Here is a 16,749-nt window from a genome sequence, read left to right on the forward strand (position 1 = left end):
AAGGCAAAACTATGGACATCGACGCTATCAAAGGAATATCACTGTACTGTGCCTTATTTTGGATTCAAGGCAAAACAGGGTTGCTCTAGTTTTGAAGCGATTAGATACTGTACTGTGCCTTATTTTGGATTCAAGGCAAAACGGTAATCTTGTAATCCTCCATGTTGAGAATACTGTACTGTGCCTTATTTTGGATTCAAGGCAAAACTGTCCATGTCATCCATAGAAGCTACGGCCTACTGTACTGTGCCTTATTTTGGATTCAAGGCAAAACTGCGGAGATTGTGTCCTTCGCTCTGACGGCACTGTACTGTGCCTTATTTTGGATTCAAGGCAAAACGCTGTTTCCAAGGGGGCCGCGGGTTTTTTAACTGTACTGTGCCTTATTTTGGATTCAAGGCAAAACTTCTGTTTTTGGTCAGTCTTCCGGAGCCAGACTGTACTGTGCCTTATTTTGGATTCAAGGCAAAACACTGCGCACCACCCGAAGGACGCAGTGGCCACTGTACTGTGCCTTATTTTGGATTCAAGGCAAAACAGTCTTTTCGTAGTTGAGCGCTACCCATTTACTGTACTGTGCCTTATTTTGGATTCAAGACAAAATAAATACGCCTCCTGTTTGATGACGCAGGGGGATTGTCCGTCTTTGGCCGCGCAATTCCAGACGGATTTTTGTCAGTCTTTCTTTAACGGAGCGGGAGGAATGAAGCTGTGCGTCCAGAACATGGCGCCGGTTGCGGAGGTGATTCCGTCCATGTTAAGATAACGGGCCAAAAGCAGGGAGGGGGAGGAGTGCCCCATCTCCTTCTGAAGAAGGTTTTGATTGCAGAAATGGGCCAGGTGGTAGGAGGCGTAGGTATGCCTCAGCACGTCCTGCACCCATCCGCTTTTTCTCAGGATGCCGGACCGGCGCCTTACTTCCCTCCATTTCTTTTCCCAGTTGGGCGGGCAAACGGGACGGGAGGGGGAACCGGCGGAAGACGTCCGGCTGAGGATGGCGCCCAGCACGGGAAGGATGGAAACATGGCGGCTCCCGCCTGTTTTGGTATGGCTGGGCGCCAGTGAAACCAGGCCGGATTTCAGGTTGATGTGCTTCCAGGTCAGCCTTTTGACTTCGTGGGGGCGTATGCCCGCGTACAGCATCAGGGCGCAGGCCGGCAGGCATGCCCCGTGGAACAACTGTTCCGCGGTGTGGAGAAGCCGTTTTGCCTCGTACAGGGAAAGGGCCCTGATGCGTTTTTCCCTGAGGATGGGGGGAGGAACCAGAAAGGCTGCGTTTCTGCGGCACCACCCGCGCTTCAGGGAAAAATTCAGGATGCCGCTCAGGATCAGCCGCCCCTTGTGCTGCTGGCGGGGAGTGGAAAAGCTTTTGCGGAGATAACGCTCGCAATCTTCCGGCGTGATGGAACGGACTTGTTTTCTTGCCAATTCCGGGCATTTTTTCATCATCCGGGCAGCCATATAGCGGATTTCCTGCAGGGTGCGGGGCCGGCGGTGTTTCCTTGCTTCCAGGCTGGCGCGGACAGCCTGGGAAAACGGCACGCTTGTTTCCCTGTCGGCAAGAGCCTCTCCTCCCAGCCGTATGCAGCGTTTGGCCCGGGTTATCCTGTCGCCTCTTCCGCGGCTGGTGTCCAGGAGGTCCTTTAGAAGAAGGAAAGCGTCCATGGGAGGAATGCCCAGGGAACGGATGAGGAGGATTCCTGTCTGATCCGTGTCGGAGGGGAAAGAGGAAGTCGGTATGTTCATGAAGAACGTTGTAGCAGAGGATTCCCAATCCGTATGCAAGCTTGAAATGTGATGAGGATAAATATGAAAATCAGACAAGAACGAAAATATCTAGGGCAATGATTACAGCAGAGTATAAGGGCGAATATGTTGGATTTTGTTCTAAATCCTTGAAGAAGTGTGTACGGATTGGGAATCCGTTATACCTCTGCCCATGGAACAATATTTCAAAAATTTATTAGGGAAAATGGCGAAAACGGCTCTTCTAAGTGTTTTTCTTCACTTTGGTTTTTTAGGAGGAGTTTGCCGGGCAAGTGAAATTTACATAGAGAAAAGTATCTGGAATGATGATCAGGCTGTTTATGAGGATATTGATGGGACGATAATGAATAATGATTCTGATTGGTATTTGAAAGGATGCAATACTATATATTTGGGGAATCATTATAATGGTACCTCCGGCTATCACCCTCGTTTATCTTTAGTTAATTTAACTTTGCATGCGGAGCTGGGAGAGCGAAATTTGAGTGAAGCTGTTTTATCTTTTAATTTTTTTGGACAGTATACGGTACTTATGGAATGGCAGGAAATTAAATGGGATATAACGGCTTCTGCCGATTTGAAGCCGGGACGTTACCTGCTGTTTACAACTACAAAATCAACAGTTGCGTCAGTGCTTCACGTGGTGAATTGGAAGAATCCACACGTTGAAGCGGAGGAATATGGCAATGGCATGGTTTCCATATATTATAACCATCTTGGTTCCCAGGTGCCTGAGCCTGGCGCGGCGGGGTTATCCCTGCTGGGGATTACGGCGGCGTTGTGGCGACGAAGGAGGGAATAGGGGACTTTTTGTAATTCCGCAGATTTGTTCGCGCCTCTGAGGAAGCCCTGTCGTCAGGTTCTGGAAGAGCCGGGCGGTGATGTTTTCTTTTCTGCTTCAGTAGGGGAATGGGGAGCGTCCCGAAGGGTTTTCAGCAGAGCCGCCATGGTGTCTATGTCCTCATCCGTCATGGAGGAAAGGTCGTCCAGTTTCTTTTTAATGGCTTCAATTTCCTCTTCCCGGTACGGCAGCGCTTCTCCGCCGTGGGGACTCAGAAAGAAGGACGTGATGGTGCTGGTGAGCGTTCCCACGAATCCGATGCCCGTGAGCATCAGGAATACAGCCAGAAATTTGCCTGAAGTGGTGACCGGATAGGTATCCCCGTAGCCTACAGTGGTAGCCGTGACGAAGGACCACCAGATGCCGTTGGGCAGGCTCATGCCTTCCGCCAGATGGATGCCTACGGCCCCCAGCAGGATGATGACCAGGGCGGCGATGCAGATATACTTGAATCCGTTCGTGTTGAAGAAACGCCGGATGCGCGTGGTGAACCTCATGGCATAGGAAAACAGGTCCAGATACCTGGCGAGCCTTAAAATTTCCCCCAGCGAGGCGAACCTGAACAGGCGGAACAGGGCGTCAAAGGGTATAATGGCCAGTAAATCCCAGGGGTGTTCCTTAACGAAGAGCCATTTGGACCGGCTGATGGAGAAGCGGATCACATAATCCAGCACAAAAATCCAGTAGATGACGCGGTCCGCCGTGACTTCCCATTCCGCCGCTTCCGTGGTCAGGTCAATGGCGGTCAGCGTTACGGCGACCAGGGCCAGCAGGCACATGCCCGCTTGATAGGCCAGCCTCAGGAACAGAATGTGGCGGGGCATGCGGCGTAACGCGTTCATGGCGGGAAGAGAAATGAAAAAGCCGCCCCCGGCGGGGTGGGCAGGGAGCGGCTTGGGGAAAGAGGCTGTTTCCTCCGGGCCCCTTACTTCAGCAGGAGCTGTTCCATCAGGGCCTGGGAGGACTGGGCCAGCACGGCGGGATCGTCCAGCATGCCGGCGCGGAGCAGGGCGGTATTCGCGATCTGGTCCGCCACCATTTGCGCCAGTTCCGGGTTTTCCGTCCGCAGGGCGGAAAGCTTTTTCACCAGCGGGTTGGAGGGGTTCAGTTCCAGCTGCGGATGGCTTTCCGGCACTTCCTGCCCCATGGCTTTCATGTACGCCCTCATTTCCGGCCCCATGTCATTGCCGCTTTGCAGGGCTACGGCGGCTCCGCTGACCAGGCGCTTGCCCAGGGTGACTTTGGAGAATTTGTCCGGGTACAGCCCTTTCAGCCATTCTTCCAGGGCCGCGGCTTCCTCCTGGGGCAGGGCGTCCTTCTGTTCCTCTTCCAGGGCGGGGAGTTCCACGTCGGCGCGGTCGATCATCGTGACGGGCTTTCCGTCCACGCTGGACAGGGAGTCCAGCACGAATTCGTCCCCGTGGTCCGTGAAGAAGGCCACTTCATAGCCGCGGGCCTTGAAGGCTTCCAGGTACGGGCTGTTTTCCAGATGGGAGCGGGAGGGGCCGGTAAGCGCGTAAATGGCCGTCTGCCCTTCCTTCATGCGGGTGACGTAGTCTTCAAATGAGGTCGTTTCCCCCGGTTCCGTGGCCGTGGATTCAAAACGGAGCAGCTTGCCCAGGGATTCCTTGTTCGGCCAGGAGGTGACGACGCCTTCTTTCAGGTAGCGGGAGAATTGCGCGTAGAATTCCCTGTAGGTTTCCTGATCGTCCTTCGCCAGTTTTTCCAGATGCTTGATGAAGCGTTTGGTGATGATGTCGCTGATTTTGCGCACCAGGGAGTTGTCCTGAAGCATTTCGCGGGAAATGTTCAGGGGCAGGTCCTCGCTGTCCACCACGCCGTTCAGGAAGCGGAGCCATTCCGGCAGCAGGCCTTCCGGCTTGGCGTCAATCAGCACGCGCTTGCAGTACAGGGCCACGTTGGCGTCCACGCGGCCGAATCCGAACATTTCCGGATTGCGCCTGGGGATGAAAAGCAGGGCATTCAGGGCAATAGGGGCATCCGCGCTGAAGTGCATGTAGGACAGGGGCTTTTCATCCGTGTGGGCAATGAACTGGTAAAATTCATCATATTCCTCCGGTTTCACGTCGGATTTGGACTTGGACCAGATGGCCTGGACGGTATTGACGTGTTCTCCGTTGAAGTTGAGGGGGAACCCCACGAAGTTGGAGTAGCGGCGCAGGAGCTCCTTCACGCGGTATTCCTGGGAGAACTCTTCATATTCGTCTTTCAGGCGGATGACGATGCGGGTGCCCCGGTCCAGCGGTTCCGCCAGCGTTTCGATGCTGTAGCCTTCCCGTCCGTCGGAAGACCAGCGCAGGGAGGCGGCTTCCGGCTCACAGGAATGGGTGAACACTTCCACCCGGTCCGCTACCATAAACGAGCTGTAGAAGCCCACGCCGAACTGGCCAATCAGGTCCGCTCCGCCTTCCTGCTTCTGCTTGAGGGCCTCCATGAATTTTTTGGTGCCGGAGTGGGCGATGGTTCCCAGGTTTTCCACCAGGTCCGCTTCCGTCATCCCGATGCCGGTGTCCGCAATGGTGATGGTTTTGTTTTCCTTATCCGTGGTGACGGTGATTTCCAGGGGCTTGTCCGGCTGGTAAATATTAGAATCCGTCAACTGCTTCAGACGCAGTTTTTCCAGGGCGTCGGAAGCGTTGGAAACAAGCTCGCGGACAAAGATTTCACGGTCGCTGTAAAGGGCGTTGATGACAATGTCCAGCAGCTGCCGGACTTCCGCCTGAAATTGATGTGTTTCTGTATTCATATGGAAAAATGTTTTGCGAGCGTCATTATACGGCCCCCGTCAAGGGGGATGGACAGTTTTTCTCCCTGGGCCCGGGCGTCCCATGTCACACAAAGGGGCTTTTTCCCGGGCATGGAGGCCGGGCGTTTTTCCTTGAAACAATTCCGGAAACCGAACAGTATTATTTAACAAATGATTTTCTCACCATTGTTGAAAAAGGGGATTCTTTTACTGGCCCTCTGCGGCGTGTTGGGCGGCGGCGTTCTTTCCGCCCAGGAAACAGGAGGCCCGCCGATTACGGAGGAGGGGTTGAAGGCATTGGATTCCAATGTGTTCGCCAATGAATACATGCTTGCGTTGAAGCCCAATGTCACGCGCGACCGCATCGCCAGAATCAAGGATCCCTTTGTGCGTGGGCTCGCCGAGCAGATGGCGGAGAAGAAATTTGACCGCAAGGCCCGCGCCCTGACGGCGGAGCCGTATGAACCGGTCAAGGATCTGGCGGAACGCCTGCGCACCAGCCAGTACAGCAAATTTGAAAATCCCACCGGCATCTTTTTTGAAGAGGGTGAGGACGTATTGCTGGTCATGGGGGATCCCAAAGGTGAAAAACTGAATCTGGTTATCCACAATTTCGGGCGGGACGGAGGCCACAGCTCCTATCCGCTGAAAGAGGGGGTCAACATCATCAGGGCGAAGAACAAGGGGCTTGGCTACATTGAGTATTTCACATCCAATTACAAGAAAGCGCCCAAGGTGCATTTGTCCATTCTGTCCGGCAAGGTGAATGGAGTTTTCGTGGGAGGCGTCAGCAAAAACAGCGACTGGAAGAGGATGCTGGAAAACTCCCCCACGGAAGTTGTGGACATCGTGGGCAACCGCGTGCATCTGGTGTATCCGGTGGAGGAACTTAAACAATTCTGCCCGGACAAGGGGGAGGAGCTCATTGCCCTGTACGACAGGATTATCGGCATGGAGCAGCGGATCATGGGCCTGTACAAGTACAGGATGCTGCCCAAAAACCGGATGTTCGGCCGTGTGATCTGGAACGGGTTCATGCATGCGGACGGTACGGGAGCCGCGTTCCATAACGGCACCATGAAGGAGGTCGGCAATCCGGACAAGATTCCCGGCAGCGCCTGGGGGATTGCCCATGAGTTCGGCCACGTCAACCAGGTGCGCCCCGCCATGAAATGGGTATCCACCGGAGAAGTGACCAATAACATTTACTCCGCTTACGTGAATTACATGCTGAATCCCTCCAGCATGCGCCTGGAGCATGAACGCATCAACGGCGGGGACGGCAACATGATTGGCGGCCGCTTCAACGCCTACTTGAACAACGGCATTTTGAAGGGGGAAAACTGGCTTGTCCAGAGCGGTCCGGACAAGCGTTCCGGCGGGGATAACCGTCCGATGGTGCACGACCATTTTGTCAAGCTGGCTCCCCTGTGGCAGCTGGAGCTGTACTTCAAGATAGCCGGGAAGGGCAATCCCGACTTTTATCCGGATATCTTTTATAAGGCTATCAAGATGGATACCAGGGGCAAGAAGGACGGCGAGCTCCAGCTTGCGTTCATGAAGAACGCCTGCGACGCCGCCAGGCAGGATCTGACGGATTTTTTCCGGAAAACGGGCATGCTCAAACCCATTGACCAGGAACTGGACGACTACACCTGCGCCCGCATGACCATCACGGAGGCCGACTGCAAGAACCTGATTGCCTACGCCAGGAAGTACAAAAAGCCGGAAAGCCCCGTCATTTACTATATTTCCGTCAATAGCGCGGAAGCATACAAGAACCGCCTGCCTGTCCGCGGCGTCTATAACCAGGGCGTTACGGAGCAGGGCAATCGTCGCATTATTTCCCATGACGTGTGGAAAAACGCCGTCGTCTTTGAAACATACAAAGACAGGGAGATGGTCCGCATCACCATGGCGGGGACGGATTCCAGGGATAATTCCTCCACCACGGTTCCCTATCCGGAAGGCTCTACGCGGATTGAGGCCGTTTCCTGGGACGGCAGACGTACGCTGGTGTACGGCAAACGCCCTTCCAAATGAAAGCTTAAGAGGTTAGCGTGTTCGGGCGCCGCCGTTCTCCGGGACGGCGGCGCTTTTTCATGGCAGGGGGAATGGAAAGCCGCAAGGGGATTGATCCCCCTTGATGGTCTTTTCTCCATACCGTATCTTCCGGACTGCTGACAGCCGGAAGACTGTCGCTTTTGAACAGGGGCGGGGGAGAGGCTGTATAACATGGGATGGATAAGGCAGGAACTTCCGGAGGCATCAGGGGAAAGATGCTGTTGTTTGCCGCCTTTTTAATCGTGTGCTTTAATCTGCGTACCGGGTTTGATTCTCCCGATCCGCTTCTGGGAACGATTGAAAGGGATATGGGGCTTTCCCTGGAAAATTCAGGGCTGTTCGCCCTGCTGCCCGTCTTTGTGCTGGGGGTGGCGGCTCCCATTTCTCCGCGCGTGGCGCGCCGGATGACGCCGTGGAAAATCATTTTCTGGTTCCAGCTTCTGGCGGTAGCCGGAATTTTGTGGCGCAGCTGGGACGGCGTGGCGGGGTTATACGGCGGCATGGTTCTGATGGGGCTGGGCATGGGGATTGCCGGAGCGGCCATTCCCGGACTGATCAAACACCAGTTTCCCGACCGCGCTTCCGCCATGATGGGCGTTTACAGCGCCATGATCGGCGTGGGCAGCGCTGCGGCTTCCGGCTTGTCCGTTCCCCTTTCCAATATGCTGGGAGGCTGGCGTTTCGGCCTGGGGATCTGGATTATTCCCATCCTGCTGGGGATGCTGGTGTGGGGCGCTTATTTTCTCAGGCATCCGGACGATGTGTTTCAAAACGATCCGGCGGCATCCGGACGCAGCCTGCTGCGCAGCGGCAAGGCATGGCAGGTTACCGTTTTTTATTTGAGCCGCGTTGGGGCTGCCTATTTCTTTTATACCTGGATTCCCATCTTTCTGCGGCAGCGGGGCATGAGCTATGAGGACGCCGGTTTCATCCTTTCCGTGGCCATGTTCGCCCAGCTGCCCGCTACGCTCTCCGCTCACGTGCTGGAAAAGGCTACGGGCGGCCGGGGTCTCCTCATCGTGATGGCCATGGCGTTGGCGGCCCTTTCCTGCTGGGGCATCCTGTATCTTCCGCTGGACTGGGCCGTCTGGATGGCTGTTCTGTTCGGCCTGGCGACGGGAACCGTATTCAGCCGCGGAATGGCGCTGATGGTGGAACGGGCCCGGACGCCTTCCGAATCAATCAGGCTTTCCGGCATGTCCCAGGGAATCGGCTTCACCATGGGCGCCCTGTTGAGCCTGCTGTTCACCTCCTTCCTGCATCAGGGAGGCTCCTTCCTGCCGTTCTGCCTGGTTTATACCTTTTTCTGCGTGCTCGGCATGGTTTCCGGCCGCATGTCCGCCCGGCCGGGATACGTGTAATTTTCTGGGGAGATATTCATGATTAAGTATTAGTGATTAGGAAGCGGGGTTCATTGTTCTTTCCCTCTTTTCCGTATTCCGCCATTTTCTCTTGAGTGACGTCCCTGCGGCCCGAAGGGCTTGACGCTGGCGGGGGGGGCGGGTAAGCTCTTGCCCGTCAAATTTTATGAAGGAAGAGATTGTACGCATCCAACGGGACGCTCTGGAGCGCATCGCCCAGGCGTCTGACAGGCGCGGCGTGGAAGACGCGCGCGTGGCCATCCTCGGCAAAAAAGGGGAATTGACCCTGGCCCAGACGGGCATGAAGGACGTTCCCAGGGAGGAAAAACCCGCCGTCGGCCAGTTGCTTAACGAGGCCCGCAAGGCCATTACGGAAGCCCTGGACGCCAAGCTGGAGGAAGTGCAGGCCCTGGCGGACAAGGCCGCCGTGGCCGGGGTGGACCTGACGCTGCCGGCCCGCTCCCTGCCGTCTGGCGGGCTGCACCCTCTCACCATCGTGCGGGATGAAGCCGTCCGCATTCTGCGCCACATGGGCTTTGCCCTTGCGGACGGTCCGGAGATTGAGGACGAGTTCCACTGCTTTGACGCGCTGAACACGCCGGAGGATCATCCGGCGCGCAATGAGAAGGATACGTTTTATTTTGATTCCGGCAAGCTTCTGCGTACGCACACGTCTTCCGTGCAAATCCGTTCCATGGAAAAGCAGATGCCTCCCGTGCGCGTCATCGCTCCCGGTTCCGCCTACCGCCGCGACGAAATTGACGCCACGCACCTTTCCGCCTTCAATCAGCTTGAAGGCCTGTATGTGGATACGGACGTTTCCGTGGGCGACCTGAAAGGAACGCTGGAATATTTTCTGCGCGCCCTTTTCGGCTCCGGCACGGAGGTGCGCTTCCGCCCCCATTTCTTCCCGTTCACGGAACCCAGTTTTGAAATTGACGTCAAGCTGAAGGTGGACGGCCAGGCCCCCCGCTGGGTGGAGATTGCCGGCTGCGGCATGGTGGATCCCAATGTTTTTGAAGCCGTGGACCGTGAACTGGGGCTGGACCCCCGCTCACAGGCCCGCTACACGGGGCTGACCGGCTTTGCCTTCGGCATCGGTCTGGACCGCCTGGCGATGATCCGCTGGGGCATCAGGGATATACGCGCCCTGATCGAGAACGATGTGCGCTTCCTTGCCCAATTCCAATAATCCTTATCTGTTTTCCCGTTATGAAGATTTCCCTTAACTGGCTTTCCCAGTACATTGACCTGTCCGGCCTGAGCGTGGATGAAATGTCTGACATGCTGACTTTTGCCGGCATTGAGGTGGAAGACATCCGCCAGCAGGGCGTGGATTCCCCATACGTGGTGGTGGCCCGCGTGGCCGCCGCGGAACAGCATCCCCAGGCGGACCGGCTGAAGGTCTGCCAGGTGGACGTGGGCGACGGCACGCTGCACCAGATCGTATGCGGCGCGCAGAATTACAAAGTGGGGGACAAGGTGCCCTGCGCCCTGCCGGGAGCGGTGCTTCCCGGCAACTTTGAAATCAAGGTGGGCAAGCTGCGCGGCGTGGAGTCCCGCGGCATGCTCTGTTCCGCCTCCGAGCTGGGGCTTCCCGACAAGGAGCACGGTCTCTGGATTCTCCCCCAGGAACTGGAACCCGGCACGCCTATTTCCCAGGTTGTCAAGGCGGATACCCTGGTGGAAGTGGAAGTGACGCCCAACCGGCCGGACCTGCTTTCCCACAACGGCATGGCGTATGAACTGGCCGCTATTTCCGGCCGGGAGTACAAGCCCGTTTCCATTGACGACGCCGGGGTGGAACTGGAACCCGCCGGAGACTTCGTGCGGCTGGACCAGCCGGAGCTGAACCCGTACTACACCGCTGTAAAAATCAGCGGCGTGAACGTGCAGGAAAGCCCGGAATGGCTGAAGGAACGCCTGGTAGCCGTCGGTCTGCGCCCCATCAACAACATTGTGGATATTACCAACTTCGTCCTGCATGAACTGGGAACGCCCCTCCATGCCTTTGACGCGGCGAAAGTGCAGGGCGGCATCGTTACCCGCACCGCTTATGAAGGGGAAACTTTCAAGGCTCTGGACGGCCAGGAATACACGCTTAACTGCACGGACCTGGTTGTCGCGGACCAATCCGGCAAGGCGCTCGCCATCGGCGGCGTGATGGGCGGGGAGGAAAGCGGCGTGACGGACGCCACCACGGATATCATTCTGGAGTCCGCCTGGTTCAAGCCCACCTCTGTGCGCGCCACGTCCCGCAGGCTGGCCCTGTCCTCCGACTCCTCCTACCGCTTTGAACGCGGCACTTCCGCCTGGAATGTCCTGCGCGGTTCCGTGCGCGCCGTGGAACTGATTCTCCAGCTGGCGGGCGGAACGGCTTCCCCGACGTATGTGGCCGGTTCTCCCGTTCCTAATCCGGCGCATGCTTCCATGCCTTCCTGCGGGGGGGCGGACGGCCCCGTTTCCGTGCCCGCTTCCCTGAAGCAGGGGAAGGGCGCCACGGTGACTAATGAACTGGGCTTTGTAAAACTTCCCTGGAAGGCGCTGGATCAGATGTCCAGCGGTTCCATTTCCCATGAGGAAGGGGCACGCATCCTGACGGTGCTGGGCCTGAAGCAGGTTCCGGAGTCTCCCGAATGCTGGCTGATCCCCCCCCACCGCCTGGATCTCACGCGTCCGTGCGACCTGCTGGAGGAAATCGTGCGCGTCTTCGGCCTGGACGGCATACCGTCCCGCTTCTCCGGCCCCTTCGTGGCGGAATCCCCGGTGGATGCGGCCTACAATTTCCAGATGGAGCTGCGCCGCAAGCTGGCGGCCCTGGGATTCTATGAAACCCAGACCATCAAGCTCATTGCCTCTGAATCCGCGGACGGCGCCATTGCCCAGGTGAAGGACGCGTTGCCCCTGCGCCCCCTTCAGGACGGAGACCTCATCCGCGTGTCCCTACCGCTCAGCGAGGATCACTCCGTGCTGCGTCCCGCCCATACGCCCGGCCTGATTGCCGCCGCCGTGCGCAACAGCAACCAGGGCGTGTCCGGCCTGCGCTTCTTTGAACTTGGCCGCGTCTTCCGCAATACGGGCGGCGGCAAGGGCAGGGACATTGAAACGGATACCCTGGGCATTCTTGTTTCCGGGGACCGCACGGCGCGCTCCTGGGCGGACCCCAGGCCGGAGCAGGCCTCCTTTGAGGACCTTCTGGCCGTGATGGCTGCTCTGGCGCCGGGCCACCGCTTTACGCTTACGCCTGCCAAACCGCGCGAACAGGCCGCCCTGGGGGCGGATGTGCAGCTGGACGGGAAAGCCTGCGGCTATTTCGCCCGCCTGTCCCTGGCGCGCTGCCGGGAGCTGGGCCTGGGCCAGCCCGTGTACGTGGCGGAACTGGACCTGCGCAAAATGCAGGAAATCCTCACCGCGCCCGTGAAGGCTGCGGAATTGCCCCAATTCCCCGGCTCTTCCCGCGATGCGGCCATGGAACTGCCCCTCTCCACGCCCAATGCGGACATTGTCAAGGCCGTGGAATCCGCCCGGGAAAAACTGCTTGTCAGCTATTCCTGCTTTGACGTGTTCACGGACCCCTCCGGTGAAAAACTCCCGGCGGACCGCAAATCCATTGCTTACACCTTCCTGTACAGGGATCCGGCCAAGACCCTCACGGCCGCGGAAGTGGACGCCGCGCACCAGCGCGTGCTGAAAGCCCTGACGGATAAAGTGAAGGGTCTTTCCTTCAGGTAACTTCCGTTAACGGGCCGCGCGTTCCATGAACTGGAGCGCGCGGCCTTTTTTTGAAAAAACGCTCTTTTCCGGGGCATGGAGGGAACGGCGCGGACTGGCCAGCCCTCCGCCGCCGCTGTGAGGAGGGCTGGCGGACGTTTGCGTCCGCTCCGGTCAAAGAGCTGCGAACTGGAAGTGCATCCAGTCGTAGTCGCGGGCGCGTCCCAGGGATACGGCCCCTTCCGCTTCCACGAATTGCCAGAAGGCGGCGTACTCCGGTCCGGACAGTACCGCTTTCGGCGCGGGGATGTTCAGTCCGTTTCTGTCCGGGTCCATGTCCACGGCGATGCCCCAGGCATGCATGGATGTGGCCTTTCCGCCGATGATGGAGCGGTTGTTGAAGCAGCCGCCGTACAGGTCCAGCCCCAGTTCCCTGATTTTCTCCATACCGTAATGGTCCAGAGTTGCCTGGAAGATGCGGACGAGCGGTTCCGCCACCAGCTTGTGGCAGCGCATGGTGGAAACGGTCGTGTTTGTTTCCCACGCCAGCCGCATGACATAGGGCAGCCTGATGCTGGTCATGTTGCTTTCGTCCCCCGCACGGCCGAAGACGGATTTTCCGGAGCGCACTTCCTCCTGGCTGGGCCAGGAATGTTCCGGCTGCCGGATGTCCAGCTTATCCATCAGGGCCAGCGCCGTCTTGGGGCCGGGGATGCCGTCCGCATCCACGCCCAGGCGCTGTTGAATCAATTTCCAGTATTTTGTCATAGGGAGCCACGCTAAAAGCTCCCTATGGAAAGTTCCACATTTTTTCTTCCAGCGTCATTCCTGCCTTTCCGGCGGGAGGCAAAAAAGCCGTCTGCCCTTTTATGTTGCGGAAAAGATTCATTCTGCTAAACTCCCGCTTACCTTTTATTTTATGAATTCAGAACCATCCAACGTTGTCAAATTTTACAATGGGGAACAGATTCCCCTGGAACTGCATAAAGTCCGCGTGGTGCAGAAGCTGCATCTTGTCCCCGTGGAACGCCGCCTGGAAGCCGCGCGGGAAGCCGGGTTCAACACCTTCCAGCTCAGCACGAACGACGTCTATCTGGACATGCTGACGGATTCCGGCGTCAACGCCATGAGCGACAACCAGATCGCCGCCATGTTCCGGGCGGATGACGCCTATGCCGGTTCCCAGAGCTTTGACCGCCTGAAACAGGCCGTCCGGGATGTCTTCGGCAAGGAATACCTGCTGCCCGCCCACCAGGGGCGCGCCTGTGAAAACATCATCGCCCGCACCTTCGTGAAGCCCGGTGACGTGGTTCCCATGAACTACCATTTCACCACCACGCACGCCCATATTGACCTGAACGGCGGGAAGATTGAGGAACTGGTGGCTGACGAAGCCGTCAACCCGGTCAGCACCAATCCTTTCAAGGGTAATCTGGACCCCGCCAAACTGCGGGACTGCATCGCCCGGCACGGGGCGGACAAAATCCCCTTCGTGCGCATGGAAGCCTCCACCAACCTGATTGGCGGCCAGCCCTTCTCCATTGCCAACATGCGGGAAATACGCGGCATTTGCGATGAATTCGGCATCATGCTGGTGCTGGACGCCTCCCTGATCGGGGAAAACGCCTATTTCATCAAGATGCGTGAAGACGAGTTCAAGGATTCATCCTGCGCGGACATCCTGAAAACCATGTGCGGCCTGGCGGACCTGGTGTATTTCTCCGCCCGCAAGGTTTCCTCTTCCCGCGGCGGCGGCATCTGCACGAACGACCGCTCCATCGCCAAGAAAATGGAGCACCTGGTTCCTCTCTTTGAAGGTTTCCTGACTTATGGCGGCATTTCCGTGCGGGAAATTGAGGCCATGGCCGTGGGCCTGTATGAAACGACGGATTTGACCGTGATTTCCCAGAGCCCCTCCTTCATTGAATATTTCATCGGCCAGATGGTGGACATGGGCATTCCCTGCGTGACCCCCGCTGGCGGCCTGGGCGCCCATATTGACGCCGGGCGCTTCCTGCCCCACATCCCGCAGGAGGACTATCCCGCCGGGGCCCTCGCGGCGGCTTTCTTCATCGCCTCCGGCGTGCGCGGCATGGAACGCGGCACGCTCTCCAGCGTCCGTGACGAAAACGGCAAGGACATCCTGGCGGATGTGGAACTGCTCCGCCTGGCCTTCCCGCGCCGCGTATTTACGCTGTCCCAGGTTAAATACGTAGCGGACCGCATGAAGTGGCTCTACGACAACCGCGATCTGATCGGCGGCCTGGAATTCGTGGAGGAACCGCCCGTTCTGCGCTTCTTCATGGGCAAGCTCCGCGCCAAGAGCGACTGGCCTGAAAAACTGGCGGCCAAATACCGTCAGGACTTCGGGGAAAGCCTGTAAGCGCGGTTTCCCGTCCGTATCTTTATCCTGCAAGGGCTGAACCATCCGGTTCAGCCCTTGTTGCGTTGAAGCGGCGCGGCCTTGAAGGCAAACTGCAACGGGGGCTCAATCCCTTACGGGATAAACGGATGGCGACAGCCTCATGTATAAAACGGGGTAAGGCTTGCCCTGTTCATCGGTCTCCGCTCTTCTGTAGACATGAAATCCCATATGTTCGTAAAACGCTTTCGCCTGGGGATTTTGTTCGTTAACTCCCAATTCATTGACGGAATATTCCCTGATGCCGGTTTCAATTAATTTTTTCCCCAGTCCGCGGCCGCGCGCTTCCGGAGAAACAAACAGCATTTCAAGTTTATGTTCATTGATTCCCATGAATGCGCATGGAAATCCGTGGTCATCTTCTATAATCATCAGATGGGGCACTTCCCTTAACGCCTGGGGAACATACTCCTGAATGTGATTTATTTCCTCATCTGACAAAAAAGTGTGGGTTTCTTTCACGGAACCTTTCCAGACCTTCACCAGCTGTTCCACCAATATTGGGTTTCTGTCTTCAATGCTGATTGTTTTCATGATTTCTTTCTCCCGAAACCTTAATATTCAGGCAGATTTCTGACTAAATGCCGGAAAAATTTTATCTTTGGTTTGCTGTTCCTTCTTCCGGCCGCAAGCCGCTCTTCCGCCATAGCCGTTAAAAAGAAACCGGAAATGGAAAAATATCTGCGTGTAAGCAGACATCAACCGCCTTGCGGTATTCAACCATGGCCGGAGGGGCAGGAATCAGAAATGGAACAATCCCTGCTCCCAGCATATCCAAACGGCCGCCGCCGCAATGAGCAGGATAATGATGAAAGCCGTGCCTGCGGAAGATTTTTTCCTGGCCTGGGGAAGGGCCTTCCTCGATACTCCGCCTGCCTGCAGGGTGCCTGCCGCCGCCATGGCGTTGATATAGTCGTTCCATGCCTTGGCGGAATGGAATCGGTTGCGTTCATCCGGAGACAGGGCTTTGTCAATGCCGGAAAGGAAGTTCATGGGATAGGTTTTCCGCAGGGTCGCGTAACCGGTCACTTTCGGGTTGCGGTCCACTACGGAACGCTGGTCCGCCGGATGGGGAACCTGGCCCGTGAGCAATTCGTAGAACGTGGCACCCAGTTCGTACATATCGCACCAGGGGCCTATTTCGCTCCGGCGTCCGGGGTAGAATTCCGGCGGGGTATAGCCGGGCGTGATCTGGACGAGCCCCTGATGCTGGAGGGTCTTGGTGCGCACGGCGCCGAAGTCGATGAGCTTGGGCGTTCCGTCCGGCTGGATGAAAATGTTGCTCGGCTTGATGTCGCAATGGTACACTCCCATGGAGTGAAGGTAGTGCAGGATGTCCAGCAGGCGGAACAGAAGATCCGTAGCCTGGGCCGGTTCCATGGTTTGCCCGGCGGCGTGCATGGCGGTCATCAGGTCAAACAGGGTTTGTCCCTGAATATTCTCCATGACGTAATAGCAGGTGCCGTTGGCGTCAAACATGTCAAATACCTGGACAATGCCGGGATGGTTGAGCTGGGACAGGATGGAAGCCTCCTGCCGGGAATTGGAAACGCTCTGGGCGAAATTGACGGCGGCCTGTTCGTCCCGGGGACGGACGAAACCGGTTTCCATATCCCGGCAGGCGTAGGCGTCCGGCATGCATTCCTTGATGACGACATACCGGGAACCGGGGTTGTCCAGAGCCAGGTACGTGATGCCGAAGCCGCCGGCGTTCAGCACGTTCAATATCGTATATTTGTCTTGCAGAACGGTATTGTTCGCAAGCGGATAAACCAGGGTTTCTTGTTCCATGTCAGGGGGAAGGGCGGGTTGGAAA

Annotated in this window: 12 protein-coding genes and 1 CRISPR repeat array (1 of these 13 cut by a window edge); of the genes, 6 read left to right on the forward strand and 6 right to left on the reverse strand. The window is 57.2% G+C overall.

What is annotated here, in order from left to right; genetic code table 11:
• A CRISPR array of direct repeats spans positions 1–604; the repeat unit is 36 nt; unit sequence ACTGTACTGTGCCTTATTTTGGATTCAAGGCAAAAC; it begins 290 nt to the left of the window's first position.
• Between the two features lie 71 nt (positions 605–675).
• Entirely contained in the window at positions 676–1,746 is a 1,071-nt protein-coding gene (locus B3075_RS02015) for a tyrosine-type recombinase/integrase (protein WP_290488348.1), read from the reverse strand.
• Positions 1,747–1,939: 193 nt separating this feature from the next.
• On the opposite strand from B3075_RS02015, the gene B3075_RS02020 reads away from it, so the two are divergent.
• Positions 1,940–2,569 carry a PEP-CTERM sorting domain-containing protein gene (locus B3075_RS02020; RefSeq protein ID WP_290488349.1) on the forward strand — a complete coding sequence of 210 codons (630 nt, stop codon included), beginning with the start codon at positions 1,940–1,942 and terminating at the stop codon, positions 2,567–2,569.
• 53 nt (positions 2,570–2,622) lie between these two features.
• Here B3075_RS02020 and B3075_RS02025 read toward each other — a convergent pair whose 3' ends face one another.
• Positions 2,623–3,450 (reverse strand): potassium channel family protein, encoded by an 828-nt coding sequence (locus B3075_RS02025; RefSeq protein ID WP_290492006.1) that lies wholly within the window; start codon positions 3,448–3,450, stop codon positions 2,623–2,625.
• An 83-nt stretch (positions 3,451–3,533) separates the two neighbouring features.
• Entirely contained in the window at positions 3,534–5,375 is a 1,842-nt protein-coding gene (gene htpG / locus B3075_RS02030) for a molecular chaperone HtpG (protein WP_102758440.1), read from the reverse strand.
• Positions 5,376–5,546: 171 nt separating this feature from the next.
• Here htpG and B3075_RS02035 point away from each other — a divergent pair, with 171 nt between their 5' ends.
• From B3075_RS02035 to pheT, 4 genes are all read left to right on the forward strand, one after another.
• Positions 5,547–7,418: a M60 family metallopeptidase gene (locus B3075_RS02035; protein ID WP_290492007.1), complete on the forward strand. Its 1,872-nt coding sequence runs from the start codon at positions 5,547–5,549 to the stop codon at positions 7,416–7,418.
• 197 nt (positions 7,419–7,615) lie between these two features.
• Positions 7,616–8,800 carry a CynX/NimT family MFS transporter gene (locus B3075_RS02040; protein WP_290492008.1) on the forward strand — a complete coding sequence of 395 codons (1,185 nt, stop codon included), beginning with the start codon at positions 7,616–7,618 and terminating at the stop codon, positions 8,798–8,800.
• Between the two features lie 166 nt (positions 8,801–8,966).
• Complete coding sequence (gene pheS / locus B3075_RS02045) at positions 8,967–9,992, forward strand: phenylalanine--tRNA ligase subunit alpha (protein WP_022197410.1); 1,026 nt, start codon at positions 8,967–8,969, stop codon at positions 9,990–9,992.
• A 20-nt stretch (positions 9,993–10,012) separates the two neighbouring features.
• Positions 10,013–12,532 (forward strand): phenylalanine--tRNA ligase subunit beta, encoded by a 2,520-nt coding sequence (pheT, locus tag B3075_RS02050; protein ID WP_290492009.1) that lies wholly within the window; start codon positions 10,013–10,015, stop codon positions 12,530–12,532.
• 153 nt (positions 12,533–12,685) lie between these two features.
• Here the strand turns inward: pheT and B3075_RS02055 are convergent, their stop codons facing one another.
• Positions 12,686–13,279: a hypothetical protein gene (locus tag B3075_RS02055; RefSeq protein WP_290488633.1), complete on the reverse strand. Its 594-nt coding sequence runs from the start codon at positions 13,277–13,279 to the stop codon at positions 12,686–12,688.
• 151 nt (positions 13,280–13,430) lie between these two features.
• Here B3075_RS02055 and B3075_RS02060 point away from each other — a divergent pair, with 151 nt between their 5' ends.
• Positions 13,431–14,894, forward strand: coding sequence for a tryptophanase (locus B3075_RS02060; RefSeq protein WP_094135949.1), 1,464 nt, complete (start codon positions 13,431–13,433; stop codon positions 14,892–14,894).
• Between the two features lie 105 nt (positions 14,895–14,999).
• On the opposite strand, the gene B3075_RS02065 is transcribed toward B3075_RS02060, so the two are convergent.
• On the reverse strand, positions 15,000–15,467 hold the full coding sequence (locus tag B3075_RS02065; RefSeq protein ID WP_290488634.1) for a GNAT family N-acetyltransferase: 468 nt from the start codon (positions 15,465–15,467) through the stop codon (positions 15,000–15,002).
• Positions 15,468–15,674: 207 nt separating this feature from the next.
• A complete protein-coding gene (locus tag B3075_RS02070; protein WP_290488635.1) occupies positions 15,675–16,724 on the reverse strand; it encodes a serine/threonine protein kinase in 1,050 nt (349 codons plus the stop codon).
• Positions 16,725–16,749 lie beyond the last annotated feature (25 nt).

Source organism: Akkermansia sp. UBA7090 (genome assembly GCF_002493465.1).
Classification (GTDB): Bacteria; Verrucomicrobiota; Verrucomicrobiia; order Verrucomicrobiales; family Akkermansiaceae; genus Akkermansia; species Akkermansia muciniphila_A.

Excerpts from the sequence above, each read along its gene's own strand:
- B3075_RS02060 (WP_094135949.1), top strand. The coding sequence starts at position 13,431 with ATGAATTCAGAACCATCCAACGTTGTCAAATTTTACAATGGGGAACAG.
- pheT (WP_290492009.1), top strand. The coding sequence starts at position 10,013 with ATGAAGATTTCCCTTAACTGGCTTTCCCAGTACATTGACCTGTCCGGC.
- htpG (WP_102758440.1), bottom strand. The coding sequence starts at position 5,375 with ATGAATACAGAAACACATCAATTTCAGGCGGAAGTCCGGCAGCTGCTG.
- B3075_RS02070 (WP_290488635.1), bottom strand. The coding sequence starts at position 16,724 with ATGGAACAAGAAACCCTGGTTTATCCGCTTGCGAACAATACCGTTCTG.
- B3075_RS02065 (WP_290488634.1), bottom strand. The coding sequence starts at position 15,467 with ATGAAAACAATCAGCATTGAAGACAGAAACCCAATATTGGTGGAACAG.
- B3075_RS02040 (WP_290492008.1), top strand. The coding sequence starts at position 7,616 with ATGGATAAGGCAGGAACTTCCGGAGGCATCAGGGGAAAGATGCTGTTG.
- B3075_RS02015 (WP_290488348.1), bottom strand. The coding sequence starts at position 1,746 with ATGAACATACCGACTTCCTCTTTCCCCTCCGACACGGATCAGACAGGA.
- B3075_RS02055 (WP_290488633.1), bottom strand. The coding sequence starts at position 13,279 with ATGACAAAATACTGGAAATTGATTCAACAGCGCCTGGGCGTGGATGCG.
- pheS (WP_022197410.1), top strand. The coding sequence starts at position 8,967 with ATGAAGGAAGAGATTGTACGCATCCAACGGGACGCTCTGGAGCGCATC.
- B3075_RS02025 (WP_290492006.1), bottom strand. The coding sequence starts at position 3,450 with ATGAACGCGTTACGCCGCATGCCCCGCCACATTCTGTTCCTGAGGCTG.
- B3075_RS02035 (WP_290492007.1), top strand. The coding sequence starts at position 5,547 with ATGATTTTCTCACCATTGTTGAAAAAGGGGATTCTTTTACTGGCCCTC.
- B3075_RS02020 (WP_290488349.1), top strand. The coding sequence starts at position 1,940 with ATGGAACAATATTTCAAAAATTTATTAGGGAAAATGGCGAAAACGGCT.